The following is a 20986-nucleotide window of genomic DNA, read 5'->3' on the forward strand; positions in this document are numbered from 1 at the left end:
GAATAAAAAGTTAAGCGTTAAAAAGTAAAATCTTTTCAATAGTTTACCTGCTAACGTTTAATAATTCTACAATAGCTAATCATATTATGACCCTGGCAGCAGTTGATATCGGAGGAACATTTACCGACATAATCATTCTTGAAGATGACGGTAGTCTGAGGTTTTACAAGGGGTTGACAACACCTAAAGAGCCAGAAATAGGTGTCAGAAAAGGTCTAAAAGACCTCGGAGTCAAAAAATTGTCTAAACTCTTCCACGCAACTACTATCGCGACTAACGCACTTTTAGGGCAACTTAACTTAGAGTTACCACGTACTGCCCTTGTTGTAACCAAGGGCTTCAGGGACGTCATAGAAATCGGTAGACAAAACAGACCCGAACTCTACAATCTCTATTTTACCAAACCTAAACCACTAGTATCAAGGGATTCGAGATATGAGGTGGACGAAAGGACAACTCCGGATGGTAAAGTCATGAAGGAACCTAACTTGAGAGATTTGGACGTACTGGTCAAGAAAAATTACGACTCAGTAGCTATTTCTTTTCTCCATTCTTATAGGAATCCTGAAAATGAAAAGAAGGTTAAAGAGTACTTGTCTAAGTTCTTTAAATACGTTATAGCCTCCCATGAAGTGTCACCCGAACAAAGGGAGTACGAGAGGACTTCTACGACATTAATCAACGCGATGCTTATGCCTATAGTGTCGAGATACGTTGAAGGACTCCGAAGTCTTGCCGAAGAGGTTTACATAATGTCCAGTTCTGGAGGACTGATAACCTTAGAGGAAACGGTGAGGAGACCAGTACAAATTATCGAGAGCGGGCCCTCAGCAGGGCTAATAGGGGCTAAAGTGTTCGCGGAGAAATTGGGGTATAAAGACGTAATAAGTTTCGACATGGGCGGTACTACGGCTAAAGCGGGAGCAATAGTTAACGGTGAAGTCGAGATTACCTCTGAGTACGAGGTCGGAGGGAGGACACACTACGGGAGGATTGTAAAAGGCTCTGGCTATCCAGTGAGGTTTCCATTCGTAGATCTTGCCGAAGTCTCAGCGGGTGGAGGCACGATAATATGGGCTGACGAAGGAGGTGCACTTAGAGTTGGTCCCATAAGTGCGGGAGCCGACCCCGGTCCGGTTTGTTATGGTAGGGGAGGCGTATACCCGACACTGACCGACGCTATGGCTATCGAGGGTAAAATAGGAGACTTACTTTCAGGTGAAATGAGGTTAGACGTTAAATCCGCTGAGACTTCACTGTCAAAGCTAGGTGACCCAATGGACGTTGCGGAGGAAGCCATAAAACTCGCAAGTGTGGAAATGGCTAGAGCGATCAGACTTGTTACTGTAGAGAGGGGATTAGACCCGGAAAACTTTACGTTATTTGCCTTCGGAGGAGCGGGTCCCCAATTCGCTCTTGAACTTGCGGATGAAATGGGAATTAGGGAAGTAATTATCCCACCCTATCCCGGATTATTCAGCGCACTATCTCTATTAACGGCAGACCTGCGTTTCGAGGGTAGAAAAGCATTTCCTAATAACGTTGATAAAGCATTCGAAGAACTTGAGAGTAATATCCACGACGTTGATTACTTCGTAAGGTATATTGACGCTAGGTATAGCGGACAAGGTTGGGAACTAACTGTAAGGGTAGAAAAAGGACAAGACTATCGTAAAGCTTTCGAGGAGAAATACCTCTCGACTTACGGTTATACTTTACCCTATCCGATAGAAGTCGTCTTAGTAAGGGTTTTCGGTGTTAAAAGACTTGTCGACCTCAAGCTCACAGAGCAAACTAGTGGTGAAGTAAAAGTAAGTAAAAGGAAAGTGTATTTAGGAGACTGGACTGAGGTTGAAGTATATAAGAGGGAAACCTTACCCAAGGGGTTTAAGGCAAAGGGACCGGCGATAATAGAGGAGTATAGTTCTACTACAGTGGTAAAGGATGGGTGGGAATTCGAAGTTAGTAAGTTGGGGTCTATTATACTCAGGAGGGTCTGACCATGAAGTGGGAAGTAATTGAAAAGGCTACTACTTTCATAACGGAAGAGATGGGCGTCCTCCTCAAAAGAGCTGCCCTCTCTCCGAACATCAGAGAGAGAATGGATCATAGTTGTGCAATAGTGGATAAGGAGGGTAGAATAGTAGCCCAAGCCGAACATATTCCAGTTCATTTGGGCTCATTTAAAGTTGCTGTGAAAAACGTACTCCCTTATGTTAACTCGGAGACTGTTATATTTAACGATCCTTATATTTCAGGCACACATTTAAACGACGTAGGAATAATAACACCAGTGTTTTATAGAGGCGATTTAGTCGCATACGTAGTTAATAAGGCTCACCATGTTGATGTAGGAGGCCCCTCTCCGGGGAGTATTAATCCTAATGCATCTACCTTATATGAAGAAGGAGTAGTTATCCCTCCCCTACCGCTTAATGACGAGGTCTTGAAGATAATAAAAGAGAACTTTAAGACTCCAGAGATATCCTTGGGAGATATAAAGGCTCAAGTTTCTGCAAACAACATGGGAGTAAAAAGACTGAAGGAGCTCTTTGATAAGTATGGTTTAGAGAACGTCCTTAATGCTTGGGACAAGAGTATAGAACACACTAAATCGTTGTTACCGAGATGGAGGGAAGAAATATATGAAGCTGAAGATTACATAGAGTGGAAGGACTCCTTACTCAAAATTAAGCTCTCATTAATCGTAAAGGAGGATAAGGTGATTGCAGACTTCTCAGGGACACACCCACAAATAAGCGGACCGCTTAACGCAGTAATTGGAGTAACTTATTCATCCGTGTCATTTGCAATAAGGTCTGCAATAAATAAGGAAATACCTACTAATGAAGGTTTTTACTCGTTTATAGAAGTGAGGGCTGAGGAGGGTTCTTTAGTAAACCCAAGAAAACCCGCTGCTGTGGGTGGCGGTAACGTGGAAACAGCACAGAGGATAGCAGACGTTACATTCTTAGCCTTGTCAAAATTTTTACCAATTCCAGCCGCGGGATCAGGGACTATGATGAACGTGATGATGGGAGGCATTCACGATAGTAAATATTGGGCCTATTATGAAACAATAGGTGGTGGTAGTGGGGCGAGACCTAATTCTGACGGTGTCTCGGCTGTTCATGTCAATATGACGAACACTATGAATACCCCTATTGAGGTTGCAGAGTCTTCCTATCCGATCCTCTTTACTTCATATAAGATTAGAGAAGGTAGTGGAGGAAAGGGAAAGTATAAGGGAGGGGACGGGATTATGAGGAGTTTTATCGCTCTCGATAGAATTAAGTTGTCAATACTGGCTGATAGATTTAAGATAGGCCCTTGGGGATTATACGGAGGAGAGAACGGAAAGCCAGGTGCAGTGACTATAAGGAGAAAGAACGGAAAAGTAGAGGTTATGCCAAGTAAATTTTATACGGAACTCGAAGCAGGGGATGAGGTTATAATAGAGACTCCGGGTGGAGGGGGGTACGGGAAACCTGAAGGGTGAACGGAGTATTTGTCTCTAAATGCTTTTTAAAGTCAATATCTATTTCTTACACACTAAAAATGATATTTGATGATTATTATTCCTATCGTCGTAAATCTTTCTTGAGATTGTCGATATTAGCGGGTTTTATACCGGTCTTAATACTAGAAATTATAGTCTTTGGTATGTCGTCCTATCTGGTTGATGTTATCCTTATTTTCGTAACTCTCGTAACTTTGTTCGTTCCTTCCAAGTTATTTTATGCTTACAAGATAGAAAAAGGATCCCTTTATGCTCTAGGTGGAAAGATATTAGACTTAACGGATATAAGAAGTGTGATAATAGAGAATAGACGAATAGAAGGAAGAATATATATGGGTGATTTAATAATTTACACGAAGGATGGGAAAAGAATAACTTTACCTAAGATCCTAAATCCTGACCTTCTCTATTCTACTTTGACCGGAGAGAAAATACTCGATGATAATGAAAAGTAAGCTTTCTTAACTGAAAAAGTTTATAAATATTCTTGATGAGAATACACTATGCAACAAGTAATACAACAGGAAAAACAAGAAAGCAATACAATTAGCAAGATAATGAGTAGTAGGAAGAGGAGAGAAGCTGAAATTATAGAAACTCCTAAAGTTGTAGTAGACTAAATTAAATAGAAAAAATAAAAGTTAATTTTTATGTAAGTTTTTTGTTCATTTCTTCTTGGTACTTATGCAATTAGGAATTGCAGTCCACAGTTCAATACCTTCTAAAGAAGCCGAAGAGAAAGCGAAAAGGTTTATCGAATCGCTAACTTGTAAACCCAGAATATTGCTGGGCGGTTATTGGGGACTTATGAAGGTAATTGCTGATGAGGCAATTTCAAGAGGTTTACAAGTTGTAATGTTCCTACCTGTGGAAAGGGAAGACGTAAAAATCCCATCAGAAGTGATTAGAGTAAATACTGGATGTGAATACAGATGCAGGTCGGTTATGCTCGTCCGTTCATCAGATGTCCTAGTATCGTTAGGCGGAGGAGTAGGTACGCTAATAGAAATCGCGATGGCTTATGCCATGGGAAAGCCCACATTCGTTCTGGTCGACACAAGGATGCCTACGGACGAACTACGGAAGGCTTATCCACGTCACTTCGACGATAGGGCAGTAGTCGATATAAAGTACTTTTCAGAGCCTGACAAGCTAGCTAAAGTTGTTTGTTCTGAAGAGTTTACAACTGTGAAGACTGACTTTGGTTAAACAGGGTATTTAGAACAAACAACTTTATGCTTTGTGTGAGAGTTTATACTATGCCTGACGCTTTTTCCATTATATTAGATGAAATAGCTGAAGACGTCTACAGGCGCTTAGGTAAAAGGTCTAATGCTTCCGTCAAGCTGATTCCCTTTAACCCCACAATACTAGGTTACGTTAAAGCTAATGATTATACTATATATTTAAATTCAATACCATTCGGCTTAGTTAAAAATGACCCCATTAGATCGAGAGAGTATTTATACGTAGTTTTACTCCATGAATACTTGCACTTAGTAGGAATTGCCGACGAAAGAGAGGTGAGAAAAATCACTACTGAAATAATAGCCCAAAAGTTCGGCAAGACAAGTTATGCATACTCATTGGCTGAAAAACTGACAGACCCGATAGATTTACACTTAATGAACAAGGGGATCAGGCCGTCAATGTACATGTAGCAAAAAAATTAATTGTTTCCACGTCAGAATAATAATCTTGAATGATGACATCGCCAGTATAAGATTCGGTGACTTCACCTGGCCTTCCTGAGTCATGGTTTCCTTTTCACTTCTTCCCATTTTCCGTTCATAAGTACGTACTTACCCTCCTTGGCTATAATCTCTCCTTCCCTTATTACGTATCTCGGAGGTTCCATGAACCTTAAGAGGTCAATTTCGTCTTCAGCATTAGTGACTAATAAGTTCGCCTTTTTGCCTTCTTCTATACCATATTCCGTTCTCCAGGCTCTAGCTGCGTTATAAGTTATAAAATTTATCGAATTCCTCAACTCGTCAAAACTTGTAAGTTGATCTAGATGAATTGCCATAAACAGTACTTGTAACATATTACCGCTTCCTAAAGGATACCAAGGATCCATAATACAGTCATGCCCCAAAGCTACGTTCACTCCGTGATCAAGCAGTTCCCTAATAGGCGCCATTCCTCTTCTCTTAGGATATTCATCTAGCCTCCCTTGAAGTACAGCATTTATAAGGGGGTTCGGTATTACTGTAACTCTAGCCTTTGAAACAATGGGTAAAATCCTATACCTATATGCCTTATCCCAGCTATGCATTGCCGTAACGTGTCCTGCAGTGACCCTGTTAAACCAATTGCTCTCTATTGTCTTTTTAGCCACAACCTCTAAATACCTTGAGTTGGGGTCGTCAGTTTCGTCAATGTGACCGTCCACATCTTTGTTAAACTCTTTAGCTATGTTAAAGGCTAGATCTATTGACTTTACTCCGTCTTCTCGTGTTATTTCATTGTGAGGGATCAAACCTACGTTGTCCGCACCTAGTTCTACAGCTTTGTAAAGCAGTTCATCGTTACCCTTGTCAGTATATATCCCGTCTTGGGGAAAAGCCGTTATTTGAATGTCCGCTATTTTCTTTAGTTCTTCTCTTACTTTCAATAGAGCTCTTAATATTTTAAACTCCTTTTCCGTTATGTCTGCATGACTCCTGATCCATAAAGTCCCGTAAGCTACCATGAGTTTCACAGCTGTCGTCGCCCTCTTTATCACGTCGTCTTCAGTTAGTTTTCCTTTAATGTCTTTCCATATCCTTATACCCTCCCAAAGAGTCCCGCTAATGTTTTGTACCGGAAGGAAAACACTATCAAGGTGGAAGTGCATGTTAAAGTAAGGAGGTATAACTAGCTTACCTCCAGCGTCAACGAGTTCTTCTCCTTTACATTCCCCTACACATGTGATTATCCCGTTCTCAATTCCTATGCTGACTTTTCTACCGTTAAGAAGTTTAGCATTTTTAACGATATGCATCATGAGACATGAGAAAAACGTATATTATAAACGTTATATCTTATCGAACGGTCAGTTTCTCTTTACACTGATTATCCAAATTCCATCTTCTTTAGCCTTCTCAACTTCATACCCCCTGAACAAGTAGGATATATCTACATCACTCATTAGAATAAGAGTTTCATTTCTCTTCAATTTTTTAAGCAACTCTTTAGACTTATTTTTAACTTCCTCTAAGTCTTTTTGACTCATATCTACTACTATTATAGTCTGCATAGTCATGAATATGATAAGGGGATTATAAACGTTTTTCAGAGAGTCTTTGATCACTATTTAATTAACAGTGTTAATCAGCTTAACAAAATTTAAATTACAATATAAATTATAAAAATTACCTTAATTAAATATAAATTGAAAAAATATCAGAACTTTAAAAAGGGAATTAACTTTTAGCAATTTTTGTATAAAAGCTTAAGTCTATCGCAGTCGATAACGAGGATGGTATAGTACAAGCTATAAGCCTGCATTTATCTCCCTCGCACTCGTATAGTCCATACCCAGTACTGCACCAGTCACTTTTCCTTATCGTGTAGTATTTTGAGATATTTGATTTCATAAAATAAATAATCTTAATAAAGTATATAAGACTTAATCTAATTATTTGGATTAAGAGTATTAAAATGCGGACAGTTGTTTAAGCATTTCGAAACTAAAATAAATAATTAGAGTAAAGTAATTTAACTTATTAAAAAATTCAACGACTACTCTAGTTAAAACCTCCTTATGAAAAGTTAAAAATGTTATATTTCAACCTCTACCTTGAATTTAGACTACTTTATGTCTGTTTCACGTCTCCTTTGTCAATCTTTATAATCAAGTTCGATTGAATAGTTGTTTTTGTTTAAACTAAACTTTTTTAACTAAAAAAAATAATAACTCACTTATGCTTGAGCTCACCTTATTCCAATACGTGCTCTCGGTAATCTCAGGATTTCTAGTGGGCTTCAGTTTAGGGCTAATAGGAGGAGGAGGTTCTATACTAGCAATACCCCTACTCCTCTACTTTGTAGGTCTAGCGTATTTACCCGGGGTTAACTCTAACTATATAGACCACGTAGTGATTGGGACTACAGCACTCGCTGTAGGATTAAACGCATATATAAATGCTTTTATCCACTGGAGAAAGGGAAACGTAAGGATTGTAGAGGGAATAGCGTTTACAATACCGGGAATATTAGGAACTTACACCGGTGCTAAAGTTGGGCTGTTAGTTCACGGAGGGCTCTTGCTTTTCTTATTCGGAATTTTAATGATTGTAATAGCAATAATGGTTTACAAAGGAAAGGATAGATCTAAGAGTGCTAAAGTAATAGAACCTAACGCTAATTCGCAAGGCTTAATTGAATCTTTAAGAAGAGTTAACTTTGCTAGAATTATTCCGGTCGGATTTGCGGTAGGTTTTGCTTCAGGTTTCTTCGGAATAGGCGGAGGATTCTTAATAGTCCCCGGATTACTCTTCAGTACTGGCTTATGCATGATTAAAGCTGTAGGAACTTCACTGATATCTGTAGGAACTTTCGGTGTTACTGGAGCTTTAACTTATGCATTAGCTGGTGAAATAGACCCTGTGATCAGCATACTATATTTGGCTGGAGGTATAGCAGGAGGATTCGTAGGTGCGAAAGTAGCCAGTAGCCTACCAAGGGGGATGTTAAGAAAAGTCTTCGCTGTGATAATAATTATCGTAGCAATTTACTTAATGTACCAAAATGCTTATGCGTTAAAGGCATTTTGAGTTTTTTTATTTAAAACCTTTTGATAATACAAGACCATTCCAGAAAGTATTGCAAGTTCATACAAATAAGGCGTGAAGAACGTAAGGAGTGTTCCTGCGACTAGAATAAGGTAAACTATCCTTAGACCCATCTCTTTAGAGTGGAAAAGTCCTATCAAGCACAGACCTAAGGTTATTGCAATCGTAGAGTATATCCAGTACGGAACAGCAAGCAGGATGGGAGGGAATGTAGTAATTCCTATTAGGGGGAAGAGATCTTTTCTGACGTTCCCGTTTCGTATATAATTTATTATATAAAGGGATAACATTTCAGCCATCATAGGATAGAAGAACCAATAAGAGTTAACAGAATAGTTAAACACGTCCAAGGTATTTTCGAAGTACGACCTTCCTAAGTAGGCTAAATTAAAAGTATAACCCATCAGGAATTCATTGATTACTGCTAAAACGGATATGTATATCTCATGCCCACCTGTGTATTCCTTTGAAGCAAGCTTCTTAGCTACTAAAAAGAACGGGACTAGTAACGATACCATATAAATACTATTGGTGATAAAGGCTAAGGCAAGTGACAAAGACGAGGGATAATATAAATAGTAGATGGCACTAAGAAACATTATTGCCATCATGCCGAGAAGGAAATATACAAGATATAGCCCAGCGTAATTTTTCACCCTCTCTGAGATATATAAAATCGCTACTATAACCACTACCATTACCGATGCTATTCCAGAGTATAGTAGCAGACCCACTACCTATTTTCCCTTCCTATCGTTTAAAAGGTTTCCCACATCTAACGTTAGACTCATTTAAGTATTTAACGTAATATATACTTTTATAAAAATTTATTAAATTAACAGAGTTACTAACTATCATGACAGATAAAGCAAACTATTTGGGAGCCTATTTTTCATGGGTAATGGACTCATATGACCTCGGTGCTGTAGTAATAACGGCCTCTATTTTAGAAAAATTATTTTATCCGACACTGGGGCTTTTGGGAGCTGTTTTACCGATAGTCTTCACCGTAGTATCAAGACCTTTAGGTGGGTTCTTGTTCGGTCTCTTTTCAGACCTTAAGGGGAGGAAGGTAATGCTCATCTTTACAGTGTTGGGGTATTCAGCTACAGTCGGTATAACTGGGATTCTTCCTACATATTATCAAATGGGAATTCTAGCCCCAGTTCTACTTTCTCTATTAAGAATCTTTCAAGGGATATTCATAGGTGGTGATGTATCGAGTAGTTTTACATTAGCAATGGAGAGCGTCAGTATAAGGAGAGGATTATTCTCGGGAATAATGCAATCTGGTACTTTAGTGGGTTTTGTGTTAGTCGATTTACTTTTTACTTTACTCGCGCCTAAGCCCTTCTTCATATCTTATGGATGGAGGATAATTTTCTTGACTGCCATAATCCCAGCTGCTCTAGCTGTGATAATAAGATCTAAAATATCAGAGTCCGAGATTTACATGAAAGTAGAAAAGCCAAAAACTGCAGACGTTATATACGGGTTAAAGCCGTTAATTCAGACAATACCTGTTATGATAGGATTTTGGATCATGATATATGCAGGTCCCCAATTCGTTCCGATATTGCTGGGTACTATAATGAAACTGCCTCCTTCAGTTTACGGTCCTCTAGCACTATACATGAACCTGATTGGGATTCCATCAATGATACTTTCTGGGTTCGCTGCAGATAAAATAGGGAGAAAGTCCATGGGTATATTGGGGACTATCGTTTCTTCAGCCATAGCGTCTATACTGTACTTAGGAGTAAATCATGGTTTTCCGCTATTATATGCAATATTACTCTTCGGGTTCGGAGTCAACCTTCCCTCAGCTATTACTCCAGTGTATCTCTCAGAGAGGTTCAGAACTATAAGTAGAGCTACCGGGGTCGGATTCTCCTATAACGGTGCGTTCCTCGTAGCCGGGTTCTCCTCAATTTACATATCTCTTTTGAGTAGAACTTTATCACCATATATATCTGCACTTATAGTGTTCGGTATAGGAAGCGTAATTTCGATAATAGGTCTCCTGATGGGCCCGGAAACGTTAAGACAGTCGGAACTAACTACAGAATAAGAACTTATGAATTTTTCTTACTAATTCTTTCTCGTCCATATTAGCAGACAACGTCAGAGATCTTGTCCTACCAGAAGTAAGGACTTCAGGTAAGTTAAGACATTCTTCAGTCCTGAACATGTAATCCACGAACTGAGAAAACTTCATCCTTTTCTGTTCCGAGGCCTTGAGCAGTATTTCGTACCATTCCTGAGGTATTTTGACCTTCATTTTTAACCCGTGCTAGTTGTTTTCACTTGGTATCTTATAAAAACGTAACCACAATTAGGACAAACTTTAGTTATCACGTTTCCGTCTCTCACTACTTTTATTTCCACTACGTTACCACAATTAGGGCAAGTCCTCTTGGCCATGAATTAGAGGTTTACGTAAAAAGTTTAAAAGGGTCATTCCTTTATCTTAAATTGTTTTAACACACTGTCTCTCCTGATTAGCTTTGTAATGTACGGTGGAACAGTCACAGTACCATTTCCTTTACCTACGACCCTACCTATTACTTGAGGACTTTCGCCTACCTTTTCTAATTCGTCTAGTAGTTGATCAGCTACCTTCTTATTTACAAACATTACTGTCGCTCCATTAGTCCCTATAGTTGAATTGGGTATTATGAAGTTCTCTGTGGCAAACTCACATATGTCACGGTTTATTACGGGGATCGAGTCCAATTCAACGTTAACCTTTGCCTTTTCCGCAAACTCCTTTATAACAAATATACCGGGACCGGTAACATCCGTGGTCATCGCGATGTGGTCCTCCTTATAAAAGGCTTTTCCGAACTCCGGTAGGTGGTTATAAATTATTTTCGCCACGTGGACATTAGGTCTTGACATTACTCGTAAAGCTTGAATCTTCACCTCCTCAAGTTTCGAGAATGATATCCCCCTGCTTTCCATGAGTTCCACTAGTTCAGGGACTGCCAGAACCCACAAGTGTACGTTTATCGGGGTTAGCTCACCAAAATACCGAGTAGTCACGATGACCATATTTTCGTCTACTTGGTCGTAGAAAGTAGGTAACTCATGATCACTTTTTCCTATTACCGTAGCACCCATCATTAGAGTTTTGGTGGAGGGTTGTACATCGTTCTTAAGTTCCATGTTGTACTTCCGCGTGAAGTTCTCATAGTTCTTTAACAGTTTATCTTTAAGTTCTTCATTAGGTGCGTCTGCAACCGGTATGACCGTGAGGTCTTGGAAGACACCTTTAGCGAAGAGATCATTCAACGAGTTTGATATCGCTACGTCTACTTGAGTCTGAGAGCCAGGATTATCTAAAGGGTCCACTATCTGTATCGTATCATTATTAGCTACCGTATAGGATTTTTCTAACTTGCCCTCGAGTCTAAACAAGTCTAATACCGCTACCTCACCGTCCATCTTTGTAGTTACTATTGAGTGCCCTTTACCGATTGTTAATTTTCGGTTCGTCTTAATCGAGGTATATGCGTTATAGAGGAAATTAGCAAAAGCTTTTGGGTCTCCAGCAGTCTCTTGGTTAACTTGAATTAAGCTAATAGCCCTATCTGCATCAAATTCCCCTCCGTTTATCAGCCTCCTATGTATGATCTTTTCAGTCGAAATGAAGATGTCTGCGTCCTCTCTAGGTAGTATGTAAATGTTTCTCTTTTCCAGATCCTTCCTGAGTTTTTCAAGTGCGGGATAAACTGTCTCTATAAGGTCTACTTTAACAGCACAACCAGTCGCCAGTGATAAGGGATTTAAACCCATGCTTTTATAAATCTCTAAATTCTCTCTAAACTTAACAAAAATGTCCATCTTGCTAACCACTGAAAAAAAGATTATTTTCGTGTCTTTTAAATTCTTCTAAGAAAAAGAAATAATCCTACTATAATAATATAATGTTTTTAAGATAATTCTCACACTCTATAATTCCGTCCAAATATCTTTAGCATGGTAATAAATATACCTAATCCTCTCTGAACGTCTTCGTCCCTCATCGCAGCAATTAACCCACCTAGTGTTATCTTTGGTGGATTAGAGAGCATCTTTTTAGCCTCGTCTGAAGTTAAGGAAGAGACCATGTTATAAAACACTGGATCCATAGCGTGCTCTAAGAACTCTAAACCTTTTGGTAAGAAATCTAGTGTCAAGGATAATGTTGATGCTATATTACCTAAAGCCTCGTCGTTCAACATATCCTTTAACGTTTTCAGTGCATATAAGCTGTTTAGCCCGACGTCAAGAGCTCCAGATTGATCTAACTCCTTTAATTTAACCATCAGTTTATCTACAACATCCCAGTTTTTCAGGGTATTTGCAATCCCCTTATAATTCTCCGCAAATACATTTGAGAACTCAAGTAACGCTGAGAGTGTGTTTCCTAAATTCACCAACGCGTCGTCGTTTACCATGTCTTTAAATGTCTTCAACGAGTAAAGACCGTTAAGTGCTACATCTAAAGTACCACTCTCCTTCAGCTCACGGAGTTTCTTAGAAACATACGCTAGAGAGTCTAAGTTTTCCATAAGTTCTTTAAACTTATCGTAGTTATCGGCGACGCTCTCCGATAGTTCGAGAATTCCAGACAGCATAGTACCTACGTTAGATAAGGCATCATCGTTAAGCATATCCCTTAACATCTTAGCTGAGTAAGATAAGTTAACAAGAGTGTCCAGTGCACCGCTCTCCTTAAGCTGAGTCACTACCTTTAGAGTCTCATTAAGAGCTGGTAGGTGGTCTATTAGTTCTGCAATCTCGTCCACTTTCTTCTCATCTATCTTACTCATTACTTTTTCTAAGTTAATGTCCTGCATGGTTCCCTCTCCTCACCATACAGATATTATCTGGCCATCTTCAACTTCCATTTGAAAGCTCGTAATCCCTACAATGTCATCAACGACGTCGTTATACTGCTCTTTCTCTATCCCGAACAATTTACTGGCGTAAGAGCATGCGTAAACTTTCAATTTACCGCTCTTCTTAGCCTTTCTGTAAAACCCCATCAAATCTTCATTTGATGCTTTCTTTGACGTTTCATCGCTAATTTTTATTTCTGGGTTTTCCTTTACAAACGCTTTTACGGCATCCATTGTTGCAAATATCACTACTTCATCTCCCATACTAGTTGATATGACACTCCACATCCCGGCAAAAAGTACTTTAGAAAGTTCATTACTTCCAAGAACTATTCCCACCTTTGCCATTATGCTCACACTATCGCCTTCGCTGTTACTGTCCAGTATAGCTTATTGTATAATATCTTACCCCACCAGTGGACATATGAAGGTGGTGGTGGAATCGGTGGGTTATTATAGTTAAACCTTATGTATGTCGCTTGATCTAGTCCGGTAGCAATGTAACAGAATACTGAACCATCATACATCTTCTTCTGTTTAATTCCTCTTATGTCATTTACAATGTTTGCTGTTACCACATAGGATTCGAAGTCCGCAGTAGAACCAGCCTTTGATATGGGAATATCTGTAGTATCACCGATAACGTAGACATTTGAATACCCCTTCATTTGCAGAGTGAACTTGTCGGTCGGTACCCAATTCCTCTTGTCACCGATACCGGAGTCACCTATTACTTTAGCACCTACGTGTGGTGGTACTCCTAACAGTAAGTCGAACTTAAGTTTCTCTCCCTCTTGTGACTCTATTATCTTCTCCTTAGGATCGACTCTGGTTACCGTGAATGGAGATATTATTTCAATTCCTCTCTCTTTGAATATCTTTATCATTAGGTCGTTTGTGGACTTTATGCCGAAGACTCCTTGGATTGGGTAAGTATAGATTATTCTAGTCTTGTCCCTTATTCCTATCCGCCTCGTCCAGTCCTCAAACATTAAAGTCATTTCCAGAGGTCCTACGGGACATTTGTGTGGTAGTCTAGCCACATTAATAACCACTGTACCACCTTGGAATTGCTGGACGGCTTCCCTCATTTTCAAAGCGTCATCATAACTCCACGGAGTGTATTCAGCCTCTCTTAAGCCCGGTATTTCGTCCCAATTTAAATGAGAGCCAGTCGCTATAACTAAGTAGTCGTAAGTGTGTTTCACTCCGTCAGCTGTCACTACCGTGTTATTAGCAGGGTCTATCTTGGTTATTTCTCCCTTCTCGCCGTGAAGGAACTTAACCCTATCATCAAGTAAATCCCTTTCGTTCTTTATTATCTCTGTAGGTTCTACCAGACCCATACCTACGAAGACTTGGCCAGGCTGATACACATGCCTATCGGATTTATCTATGACTACTAATTCTACCTCTCCTTTGCCTATTTCCGGTGATAATGCTTTAACCAGTCTATTGGCTACTATTGTCCCAGCTATTCCTCCACCGGCTATAATTATCCTCTTCATGACCCTCACTTCTGAATAATTAGTTTGAACTTGTTTCCCTCTTTCGTTTCACTTACTACCTTGTATCCCTTCTTAGTTACCCATGCAACTACATCTTTCTTTGTTGCTTCATCTCCCAGAATGACTTCTACTGCCTCTCCCACTCCGATTTCATCCATAACTCCAGAAAGTTCCCCTATTGGACCGGCACATGAAGTTCCGGTTAAGTCAAGACTTTTTTGGATTTTGTAGGAAGACATATCCCTCACTATATTGTTAAATATTTTTCGGATATATATGTTTTTATTAAAATTCTTCTTATTTTTAGTAATTTGAAAAGAAACTAACACTTGAATTAACAAAAAGAATGATTAAAAACGGAAAATTTGTGTAAAATTCATTTAGAATAAAAAAATTTAAGCTACTTTAACATAGTTAAAGTGGAGTTAAGATGAGAGTCGATGAGGAGTATTCATCACCGTATTATCCACACATTGTTGATGTATTCCCTTCCGTAGCGAGAAAAATGTGGAAGAAAAACAAAGTGCTAATTCTCGATATAAGGACTCCTATGGAGTATGAAGACCATCACATCCCTGGTGCTTTGCTCGTCCCAATGGATTACCTTGATGTTTTGTTACATAAGATCCCCCACAAAGAGATTGCGGTATTTTGTGAACACGGTAACAGAGCGAGATATGCCACGTACGGAATGCCAGACTTATGGAAAGGTAGAAAGGTATACTACGTCATAGGTGGAATGGCAGGATGGATGGGAATGGGGTACGAGGTTGAAAGCGGAATTGATGAAAATGGAGTCAAGTGGCAGAAATGGCTAGAGGAACTTACAAACTCTTGAATTTTAAGAATGTATTTTTAACAAATATTATTTCCATACCTTCTACCATTTTTTCCCGTGTATTATCAAGATTTATATTAAGCATTTTCACAGCTTAATATATATAGTTATTTTGATAAATTCAGTTATTCATATTGAATGGATGTTCTACAATCAAATTTAGAAGTAAGTGATAAAAGTTTAGCCAATTAATTAGAAATCAGCCGTACTTATACTTTATACCACCATTTGGAAACCTGAACTTAATAGCACCATAAGGACAGATAACTAACGCGCCACCACACTCTAAACATCTCTCGTAATGTACTATGATTCCACCTTCTGGTGACGGTTCATATGTACCAGCTGGACAAGATAAGGTACAAGGTTTATCTTTACAATGGAGACATTTCTCTTGGTCGACCTCTATATGCGGGGTTTTGTCTACATCATAAGTGTTAAGCCCTAAACGCTTCAATAAGGGAATCATAACATCACCTTCCTCAAGTCGTCTACAACTTTACCTAGAGAAACACCCTTCTCTTTCAGCCTAATTAAAGCGTCTGTGATCAACATCCTTCTCTCCTCACTGACAGTAAACATGTCAGATAGAACATTACATAGTATTTCAGGATAGATAGACAACGACGAGTTTATCACGCTAAACCTATTATAACCTAATCTCAGATGCTTTAAGATGAAACTCTCCTCTAACATTTTGTAGTAAATCTCTGTGTCCTCGTAGGTCTTACTCTCGACGATCTTCTTAGAGGCAATACCTGCAATAATACCAGAGCCTATAGCTAGATCCATACCCCTAATAGTAAAGCCGTCATTGATTAGGAAACCTCCGGCATCGCCTACGGCGATTACATTCTTTGTATATAAAGGAGGGAGATTATTATAGCCGTAATAAGGGATCGCATGAGCTGAATACTCTAGTACTTCCCCTTTAATTCCCATTCTTTCTCTAAAAGCCTCTATTAGGTCTTTAGCCTGAACTTCGCCTTTCGGTAGCGAATCGAAAGTCGCTGTGAACCCTATTGATAATGTGTCCTTATTGGTGTATACGAATCCTCCTCCTTTAACCCCTTTTATTGCATTGACGACAGTTATTGCCTCTCCCTCTTGTCCTTCCTGCAAATCAGCTTTTACGATCTCCTTAACTCCTAGCATCCACTTATCCGCTGTAAACCTCCTTAGACCCAGACTCCTGAACACTACTGACGTAACTCCGGATGCGTCAATCACTAGAGGTGCTCTTAATGAACCTTTGTCAGTCTCCAATGTGATTCCTCCCCCTTCCCTATAGGCGTTGTAAACGTTGGTAGAGTAGGAAATTAATAAACCTAGATTTTCAGCCTCACTCGCCAACCATCTATCGAACTTAGCCCTAAGAACGCTGTAACTATTCCTTTTACCTCTTTCCTCAAAACTAAACGTTATCTTTCGGTTATTCTCGCAGAATATGTAGTAAGTTTCCTTAGTTATTGGTCTTTCTAGGGGAGCCCTCTCCAAAGCGTCCGGTATAAGCTTAAGTAATGAGTGAATATACATTCTTCCTCCAGACACGTTCTTAGCCCCGCTGTATTCCCCTCTCTCAAGAAGGATTACGTTGAGTCCCTCCCTTACAGCAGTTATACCGGCAGATAAACCCGAGAGCCCTCCACCCACAATTATCAAGTCGGCGTCAAAGCTCATTTGTTCCTCACCTTTTCAGTGAGTATCTTACAAAATTCTACCGCGTCCGCGACGATTATGTAGTCCGCATTATTTACGATCGGAGCGTTTTTATCTTTATTTACAGCAACAATAACCTTTGCGTCCTTTATACCAGCTAAGTGTTGAGGCTGTCCCGAGATTCCTAAGGCGATGTAAAGTTTAGGCTTTACTTTCTGTCCAGACAAGCCTATTTGTCTGTCTTCGGGGAGCCACCCTAACTCAGCTGTAACAGGTCTGCTTCCGCCTAACGTCCCTCCTAATGCATTCGCTAACTCCTCAGCATATTTAATGTTTTCCTTAGAGCCTATACCTCTTCCCACGCTTACAATGATCTGAGCACTTGACAAATCAACATTGCCACCCTCCTTACGTTTTTCCTCCAAAATTCTGACCTTTTCGGTGCCTGGTAGGTCGGCCTTAAAGACTTTACAATTTTGGTTTACTTTCACTTCCACGTTTTTCTTAATGACCGTTATCACGATAGGTAAGGTGAACTCGAGTTCTGCAATACCCATACCGCTATAAACTATCCTCTTAGCCTTATTATCAAAAAGCTCGATCACCTCCGGAATTATGGGTACTCTTAGAGCACCAGCAACAAGTCCGGCAACAGTCTTATCTCTTTTAGTGCTCCCCGTTATTGTCAATTCCGGTCGTAAACCTACTATGTACTCCGCTATCTTCTCCTCCTTAGCTTCTTGTCCGATAACGTGGTTCTCCTCACCGAGTTTTACCTCGCTCTTAGAGACGACTATTACTTTTTCTCCTACCATACTTAATGCTGTCTTTATAAAGTCTAAGTCCTCCGAATATACTACTGTGGTCATAACGCGTTTTCCTCCTTTAAGTATTGTATGAGTTTCTCCACGGCTTCTTCCATCTTTCCCTCTATGATTACCTTCTTCCTCTGAATCACGTAAGGGGTCAGGGAGACTATTTTGATCTTAGAAGACGAGTTACATTGGACTGTCCTTATCGGTTTTTTCTGAGATTCGAGAATTTGCTTAACGCTAGGGATTCTGGGTGTATTGATCTCTCCTACCACCGAGATTATGGCAGGTAAGTCGCTTTCGACGATTTGAGAAAAAGATGTCAAGTTTCTCTCAGCCCTTACCTTATTTTCGATAAGCGTAAGAGATCTCACGTAAGTAATCGCAGGGTATCCCAAAACTGAAGCCAAGTAAGGTATAAGTACACCTCCACTACTATCGGTCGTGGTTTCTCCTCCGATTACTAACTTGAAGTTAATGCCTTTTATCTGCTCAGCTACATTTTCAGCAACGGACTGTACGTCCATTTCCTTCATTTCCAGTGAGATCACTTCGTCTAGTCCCATAGCTAGGGCTTCCCTTATGCTCTTTCTATCAGTGATCCCTGCAGTAATGCCTATAGCCTTAAATCCGTACTTTTCTTTTATCCTTACGGCTTCTTCGATTGCGTTTTTATCATACGTACTGATCTTAAGGGGTACATTTAAGTCGATACCGTGAGGCGTTATCCTTATCAGGGTGTCGTCTGGCACAATTTTGAAGAGAGCAACTACTGTAGTCATAATTATAAATTAGTTTTAATACTTATACGTTTGACTAATGTTAATAAGTTAATAATTTTGAATATTTAAGAAATTTTTAGAGTCTAAGAAATAGTAGAACTAAAACAAAAAGATGCCATGTAAAATTACTTGGTTTATCTTAAAATCTTTTACTTTCCTTTCTCGGCTTTTGCTAACATGTCTAATAGCTCTTTGGGAGCGTCTTTCTCGCTTACAGCCCCCCTACCAGTCTTTCCGTTGTCGTCATAAGTGAAGGATATCATTTTTCCTACTCTCCAAACCTTCTTTATCTTTGAAGTATCTACTTCTTTCTCTTCTCCCTTATACTTGAACTTTACCTTTGCCATTTTTTCTCGATCCTCTCTATGTAGATTGTCTTTTATTAATATTTTCGTTACATATGAGGTATTACATTTAATCCAAATAGCATTAGTAACACGTTACAATTTATTTCATTATTAGCCTCACTTTTCCATTTAATACCGGCGTTCCTCCATAATCGTTCATATCAGCGGGGACTATAGCGTTTAACAACGCCTTGTCGGAGACTAAAAAGGACTTGTAGGTAAATAGAATACCTTTGGGTAAACTCTCGTCTTTCAACATTTTAACCTCGACCTTCATGTCGTTTCCCTCAAGTATTCCGTAACCTTCATAACAGCAGTTATAGACTTCAAGTTCTCTACCCCCATAAACCTCTTTAAATTGACTGTTTGTGTAGTTGGGGTGGGAGGAGAAGACTAAATAATAACCTTCAGGTGGTCTAACAAGCTCCGGTAATGGTTCGACCTTGACTTTCTTTACCTCCCTTTTGACCTCGACTTTCACTATCTTTTCCCTCTTCAACCTATCCACTGTTACACCAGTATTCCTGAGCGCGTAGTTCAAAGCACTCCACTCGTCCTCCTCTATGAGGGGATGAGAAATACTGAGTTCTTTTGCTATCATCCTCATTAACCTAATTTCGTCGATACCTTTCGCGGGTCTTATCGGTTCGTTATAAACCAGCAAGTTATGCCAATAACTATATACTACATCATGCTTTTCCAGGAACGTGGGCGATGGGATAACTATATCGGCTACTTTTGCCGTATCGCTCAAAAAGGGATCGTGTACGATAAGCTTAACCCTCCCTTCCTTTACGGCTTTAAGAATCTTATGACTCTTAGGCAGTGAGTGTAACGGATTGGAGTTCCAAACATACAAAACCTCTATCTTTCCCTCCTCTACATAATCTCCTACCTTAGCCATTGGCACTATATTCCCCGGTCTAGAATAGTGCAGACCCCTCAAATAGTCAAAGTCAATTCCCAAGCCTTGACTGTTTGAATAGTAAAAACCGTAAGGTATTCCGAGAAGTGCTGGGATTAACGAAATGAGAGCTATAGCGTAACCACCATGATATGTCCTTCCGAGGGCAAAACCGATTATGGTAAGCGGTCTTTTTTCTACATAAATCTCAGCTATTTCCTTGATTTCAACTCTGCTCAATCCAGTTGTTTCTTCGATTTCAGCCCACGTATAGTTGTCAACATACCATCTCAACTTTTCAGGATCGTCTAACAGAGGGTTTAGTGAATTCAAATAGTTCATGAGATGTTTCAGTATACCTACTGCTAAGAAAGAATCGCTAGAGGGCTTTATCACATATCTCTTGTCACTTCTTTTCGCTGTTTCACTTAACCTAACGTCTATAGCAACCTTAAACTTATTCCTCACCAAAGCCCATCCATGAATAAATGAGAAAACCGCTTCACTTCCCCAGAACACGACAGAGTCGAACTTTTCGAAGTCCTCAGGTAGTGCACCTAGTGAAGAACCATAATGAAGCTTTATCGCTTCATGACCTTCCCTAGAGCATATTGAGTAATCGGTTGATAGCGTACCTAAAGCATTCCACAGCCTAGCCGGGAAGTACCAAGTCAACAAACCCTGATTTCCGTCGTAGTCTACGTGGAGTATTTTATCTTTCGGAGTGTTCTTTACAATCTCCGCAACTTTCCTCACTGCCTCTTTCAACTCCACCTCCCTACCTTCAATTAGAGGATGTAAGACCCTATTGATTTCGTTTCTCTTTAGGTCTGTCCTGCCCCTTGAACATGTAAAACCGTTTACGGGAAAAATGTTAAGGGGTTTATAATTTTCACTAGAGAAAACACAAGTGTCATAACAGTCTCTAGTACACGCTATTACCATGAGGACA

Annotated in this window: 25 protein-coding genes; 8 read left to right on the plus strand and 17 right to left on the minus strand. The window is 39.7% G+C overall.

Annotated features, from left to right (window positions below; genetic code table 11):
* The first annotated feature begins 86 nt into the window (after window positions 1-86).
* The 5 genes from WIW72_RS03820 to WIW72_RS03840 all read left to right on the plus strand — a co-directional run bounded on the left by WIW72_RS03820 (window position 87) and on the right by WIW72_RS03840 (window position 5181).
* A complete protein-coding gene (locus WIW72_RS03820; RefSeq protein ID WP_337699983.1) occupies window positions 87-2000 on the plus strand; it encodes a hydantoinase/oxoprolinase family protein in 1914 nt (637 codons plus the stop codon).
* A 2-nt stretch (window positions 2001-2002) separates the two neighbouring features.
* A complete protein-coding gene (locus WIW72_RS03825; protein WP_337699981.1) occupies window positions 2003-3499 on the plus strand; it encodes a hydantoinase B/oxoprolinase family protein in 1497 nt (498 codons plus the stop codon).
* A gap of 59 nt (window positions 3500-3558) precedes the next feature.
* The gene (locus WIW72_RS03830; protein ID WP_337699978.1) at window positions 3559-3975 is read left to right on the plus strand and encodes a hypothetical protein; all 417 of its coding nucleotides are present in this window, start codon (window positions 3559-3561) and stop codon (window positions 3973-3975) included.
* A 229-nt stretch (window positions 3976-4204) separates the two neighbouring features.
* Window positions 4205-4729 carry an LOG family protein gene (locus WIW72_RS03835; protein WP_337700073.1) on the plus strand — a complete coding sequence of 175 codons (525 nt, stop codon included), beginning with the start codon at window positions 4205-4207 and terminating at the stop codon, window positions 4727-4729.
* Between the two features lie 35 nt (window positions 4730-4764).
* On the plus strand, window positions 4765-5181 hold the full coding sequence (locus WIW72_RS03840; protein WP_337699976.1) for a hypothetical protein: 417 nt from the start codon (window positions 4765-4767) through the stop codon (window positions 5179-5181).
* A gap of 92 nt (window positions 5182-5273) precedes the next feature.
* On the opposite strand, the gene WIW72_RS03845 is transcribed toward WIW72_RS03840, so the two are convergent.
* The 3 genes from WIW72_RS03845 to WIW72_RS03855 form a co-directional block, all read right to left on the minus strand.
* Window positions 5274-6506: an amidohydrolase family protein gene (locus WIW72_RS03845; protein WP_337699973.1), complete on the minus strand. Its 1233-nt coding sequence runs from the start codon at window positions 6504-6506 to the stop codon at window positions 5274-5276.
* A gap of 51 nt (window positions 6507-6557) precedes the next feature.
* Window positions 6558-6761, minus strand: a complete 204-nt coding sequence (locus tag WIW72_RS03850) for a hypothetical protein (RefSeq protein ID WP_337699971.1) — start codon at window positions 6759-6761, stop codon at window positions 6558-6560.
* A gap of 166 nt (window positions 6762-6927) precedes the next feature.
* Window positions 6928-7101, minus strand: a complete 174-nt coding sequence (locus WIW72_RS03855) for a hypothetical protein (protein ID WP_337699970.1) — start codon at window positions 7099-7101, stop codon at window positions 6928-6930.
* A gap of 327 nt (window positions 7102-7428) precedes the next feature.
* Here WIW72_RS03855 and WIW72_RS03860 point away from each other — a divergent pair, with 327 nt between their 5' ends.
* Window positions 7429-8280, plus strand: coding sequence for a sulfite exporter TauE/SafE family protein (locus WIW72_RS03860; protein WP_337699968.1), 852 nt, complete (start codon window positions 7429-7431; stop codon window positions 8278-8280).
* On the opposite strand, the gene WIW72_RS03865 is transcribed toward WIW72_RS03860, so the two are convergent.
* Complete coding sequence (locus WIW72_RS03865) at window positions 8259-9032, minus strand: hypothetical protein (protein ID WP_337699966.1); 774 nt, start codon at window positions 9030-9032, stop codon at window positions 8259-8261. The genes WIW72_RS03860 and WIW72_RS03865 overlap by 22 nt on opposite strands.
* Before the next feature lie 122 nt (window positions 9033-9154).
* Here WIW72_RS03865 and WIW72_RS03870 point away from each other — a divergent pair, with 122 nt between their 5' ends.
* Complete coding sequence (locus WIW72_RS03870; protein WP_337699964.1) at window positions 9155-10369, plus strand: MFS transporter; 1215 nt, start codon at window positions 9155-9157, stop codon at window positions 10367-10369.
* On the opposite strand, the gene WIW72_RS03875 is transcribed toward WIW72_RS03870, so the two are convergent.
* From WIW72_RS03875 to WIW72_RS03905, 7 genes are all read right to left on the minus strand, one after another.
* The gene (locus WIW72_RS03875) at window positions 10355-10579 is read right to left on the minus strand and encodes a hypothetical protein (RefSeq protein ID WP_337699962.1); all 225 of its coding nucleotides are present in this window, start codon (window positions 10577-10579) and stop codon (window positions 10355-10357) included. The two genes, WIW72_RS03870 and WIW72_RS03875, sit on opposite strands and share 15 nt — an antisense overlap.
* Before the next feature lie 2 nt (window positions 10580-10581).
* Window positions 10582-10722: a zinc ribbon domain-containing protein gene (locus tag WIW72_RS03880; protein WP_337699959.1), complete on the minus strand. Its 141-nt coding sequence runs from the start codon at window positions 10720-10722 to the stop codon at window positions 10582-10584.
* Window positions 10723-10755: 33 nt separating this feature from the next.
* Complete coding sequence (locus tag WIW72_RS03885) at window positions 10756-12144, minus strand: SelD-related putative sulfur metabolism protein (protein WP_337721237.1); 1389 nt, start codon at window positions 12142-12144, stop codon at window positions 10756-10758.
* 101 nt (window positions 12145-12245) lie between these two features.
* Complete coding sequence (locus WIW72_RS03890; RefSeq protein ID WP_337699955.1) at window positions 12246-13142, minus strand: DUF1641 domain-containing protein; 897 nt, start codon at window positions 13140-13142, stop codon at window positions 12246-12248.
* A 12-nt stretch (window positions 13143-13154) separates the two neighbouring features.
* Entirely contained in the window at window positions 13155-13532 is a 378-nt protein-coding gene (locus tag WIW72_RS03895; RefSeq protein ID WP_337700071.1) for a DsrE family protein, read from the minus strand.
* 5 nt (window positions 13533-13537) lie between these two features.
* On the minus strand, window positions 13538-14692 hold the full coding sequence (locus tag WIW72_RS03900) for an NAD(P)/FAD-dependent oxidoreductase (protein WP_337699954.1): 1155 nt from the start codon (window positions 14690-14692) through the stop codon (window positions 13538-13540).
* A 5-nt stretch (window positions 14693-14697) separates the two neighbouring features.
* Entirely contained in the window at window positions 14698-14931 is a 234-nt protein-coding gene (locus tag WIW72_RS03905; protein WP_156004804.1) for a sulfurtransferase TusA family protein, read from the minus strand.
* Window positions 14932-15122: 191 nt separating this feature from the next.
* On the opposite strand from WIW72_RS03905, the gene WIW72_RS03910 reads away from it, so the two are divergent.
* Window positions 15123-15530: a rhodanese-like domain-containing protein gene (locus WIW72_RS03910; RefSeq protein WP_337699952.1), complete on the plus strand. Its 408-nt coding sequence runs from the start codon at window positions 15123-15125 to the stop codon at window positions 15528-15530.
* Between the two features lie 199 nt (window positions 15531-15729).
* Here WIW72_RS03910 and WIW72_RS03915 read toward each other — a convergent pair whose 3' ends face one another.
* The 6 genes from WIW72_RS03915 to WIW72_RS03940 all read right to left on the minus strand — a co-directional run bounded on the left by WIW72_RS03915 (window position 15730) and on the right by WIW72_RS03940 (window position 20979).
* Entirely contained in the window at window positions 15730-15999 is a 270-nt protein-coding gene (locus WIW72_RS03915) for a ferredoxin family protein (protein WP_337699950.1), read from the minus strand.
* Entirely contained in the window at window positions 15996-17210 is a 1215-nt protein-coding gene (locus tag WIW72_RS03920) for an FAD-dependent oxidoreductase (RefSeq protein WP_337699949.1), read from the minus strand. Before WIW72_RS03920 ends, WIW72_RS03915 begins: the two co-directional genes overlap by 4 nt.
* Window positions 17207-18058 (minus strand): electron transfer flavoprotein subunit alpha/FixB family protein, encoded by an 852-nt coding sequence (locus WIW72_RS03925; RefSeq protein ID WP_337721232.1) that lies wholly within the window; start codon window positions 18056-18058, stop codon window positions 17207-17209. Before WIW72_RS03925 ends, WIW72_RS03920 begins: the two co-directional genes overlap by 4 nt.
* The gene (locus WIW72_RS03930; RefSeq protein WP_337699946.1) at window positions 18055-18783 is read right to left on the minus strand and encodes an electron transfer flavoprotein subunit beta/FixA family protein; all 729 of its coding nucleotides are present in this window, start codon (window positions 18781-18783) and stop codon (window positions 18055-18057) included. The genes WIW72_RS03925 and WIW72_RS03930 overlap by 4 nt, the downstream gene beginning before the upstream one ends.
* A gap of 149 nt (window positions 18784-18932) precedes the next feature.
* The gene (gene sul7d / locus WIW72_RS03935; protein ID WP_156007647.1) at window positions 18933-19130 is read right to left on the minus strand and encodes a Sul7d family chromatin protein; all 198 of its coding nucleotides are present in this window, start codon (window positions 19128-19130) and stop codon (window positions 18933-18935) included.
* 100 nt (window positions 19131-19230) lie between these two features.
* Entirely contained in the window at window positions 19231-20979 is a 1749-nt protein-coding gene (locus WIW72_RS03940) for a molybdopterin-dependent oxidoreductase (RefSeq protein WP_337699945.1), read from the minus strand.
* Window positions 20980-20986: the final 7 nt, after the last annotated feature.

This window comes from Stygiolobus sp. CP859M (genome assembly GCF_037389975.1).
Lineage (GTDB): Archaea > Thermoproteota > Thermoprotei_A > Sulfolobales > Sulfolobaceae > Stygiolobus.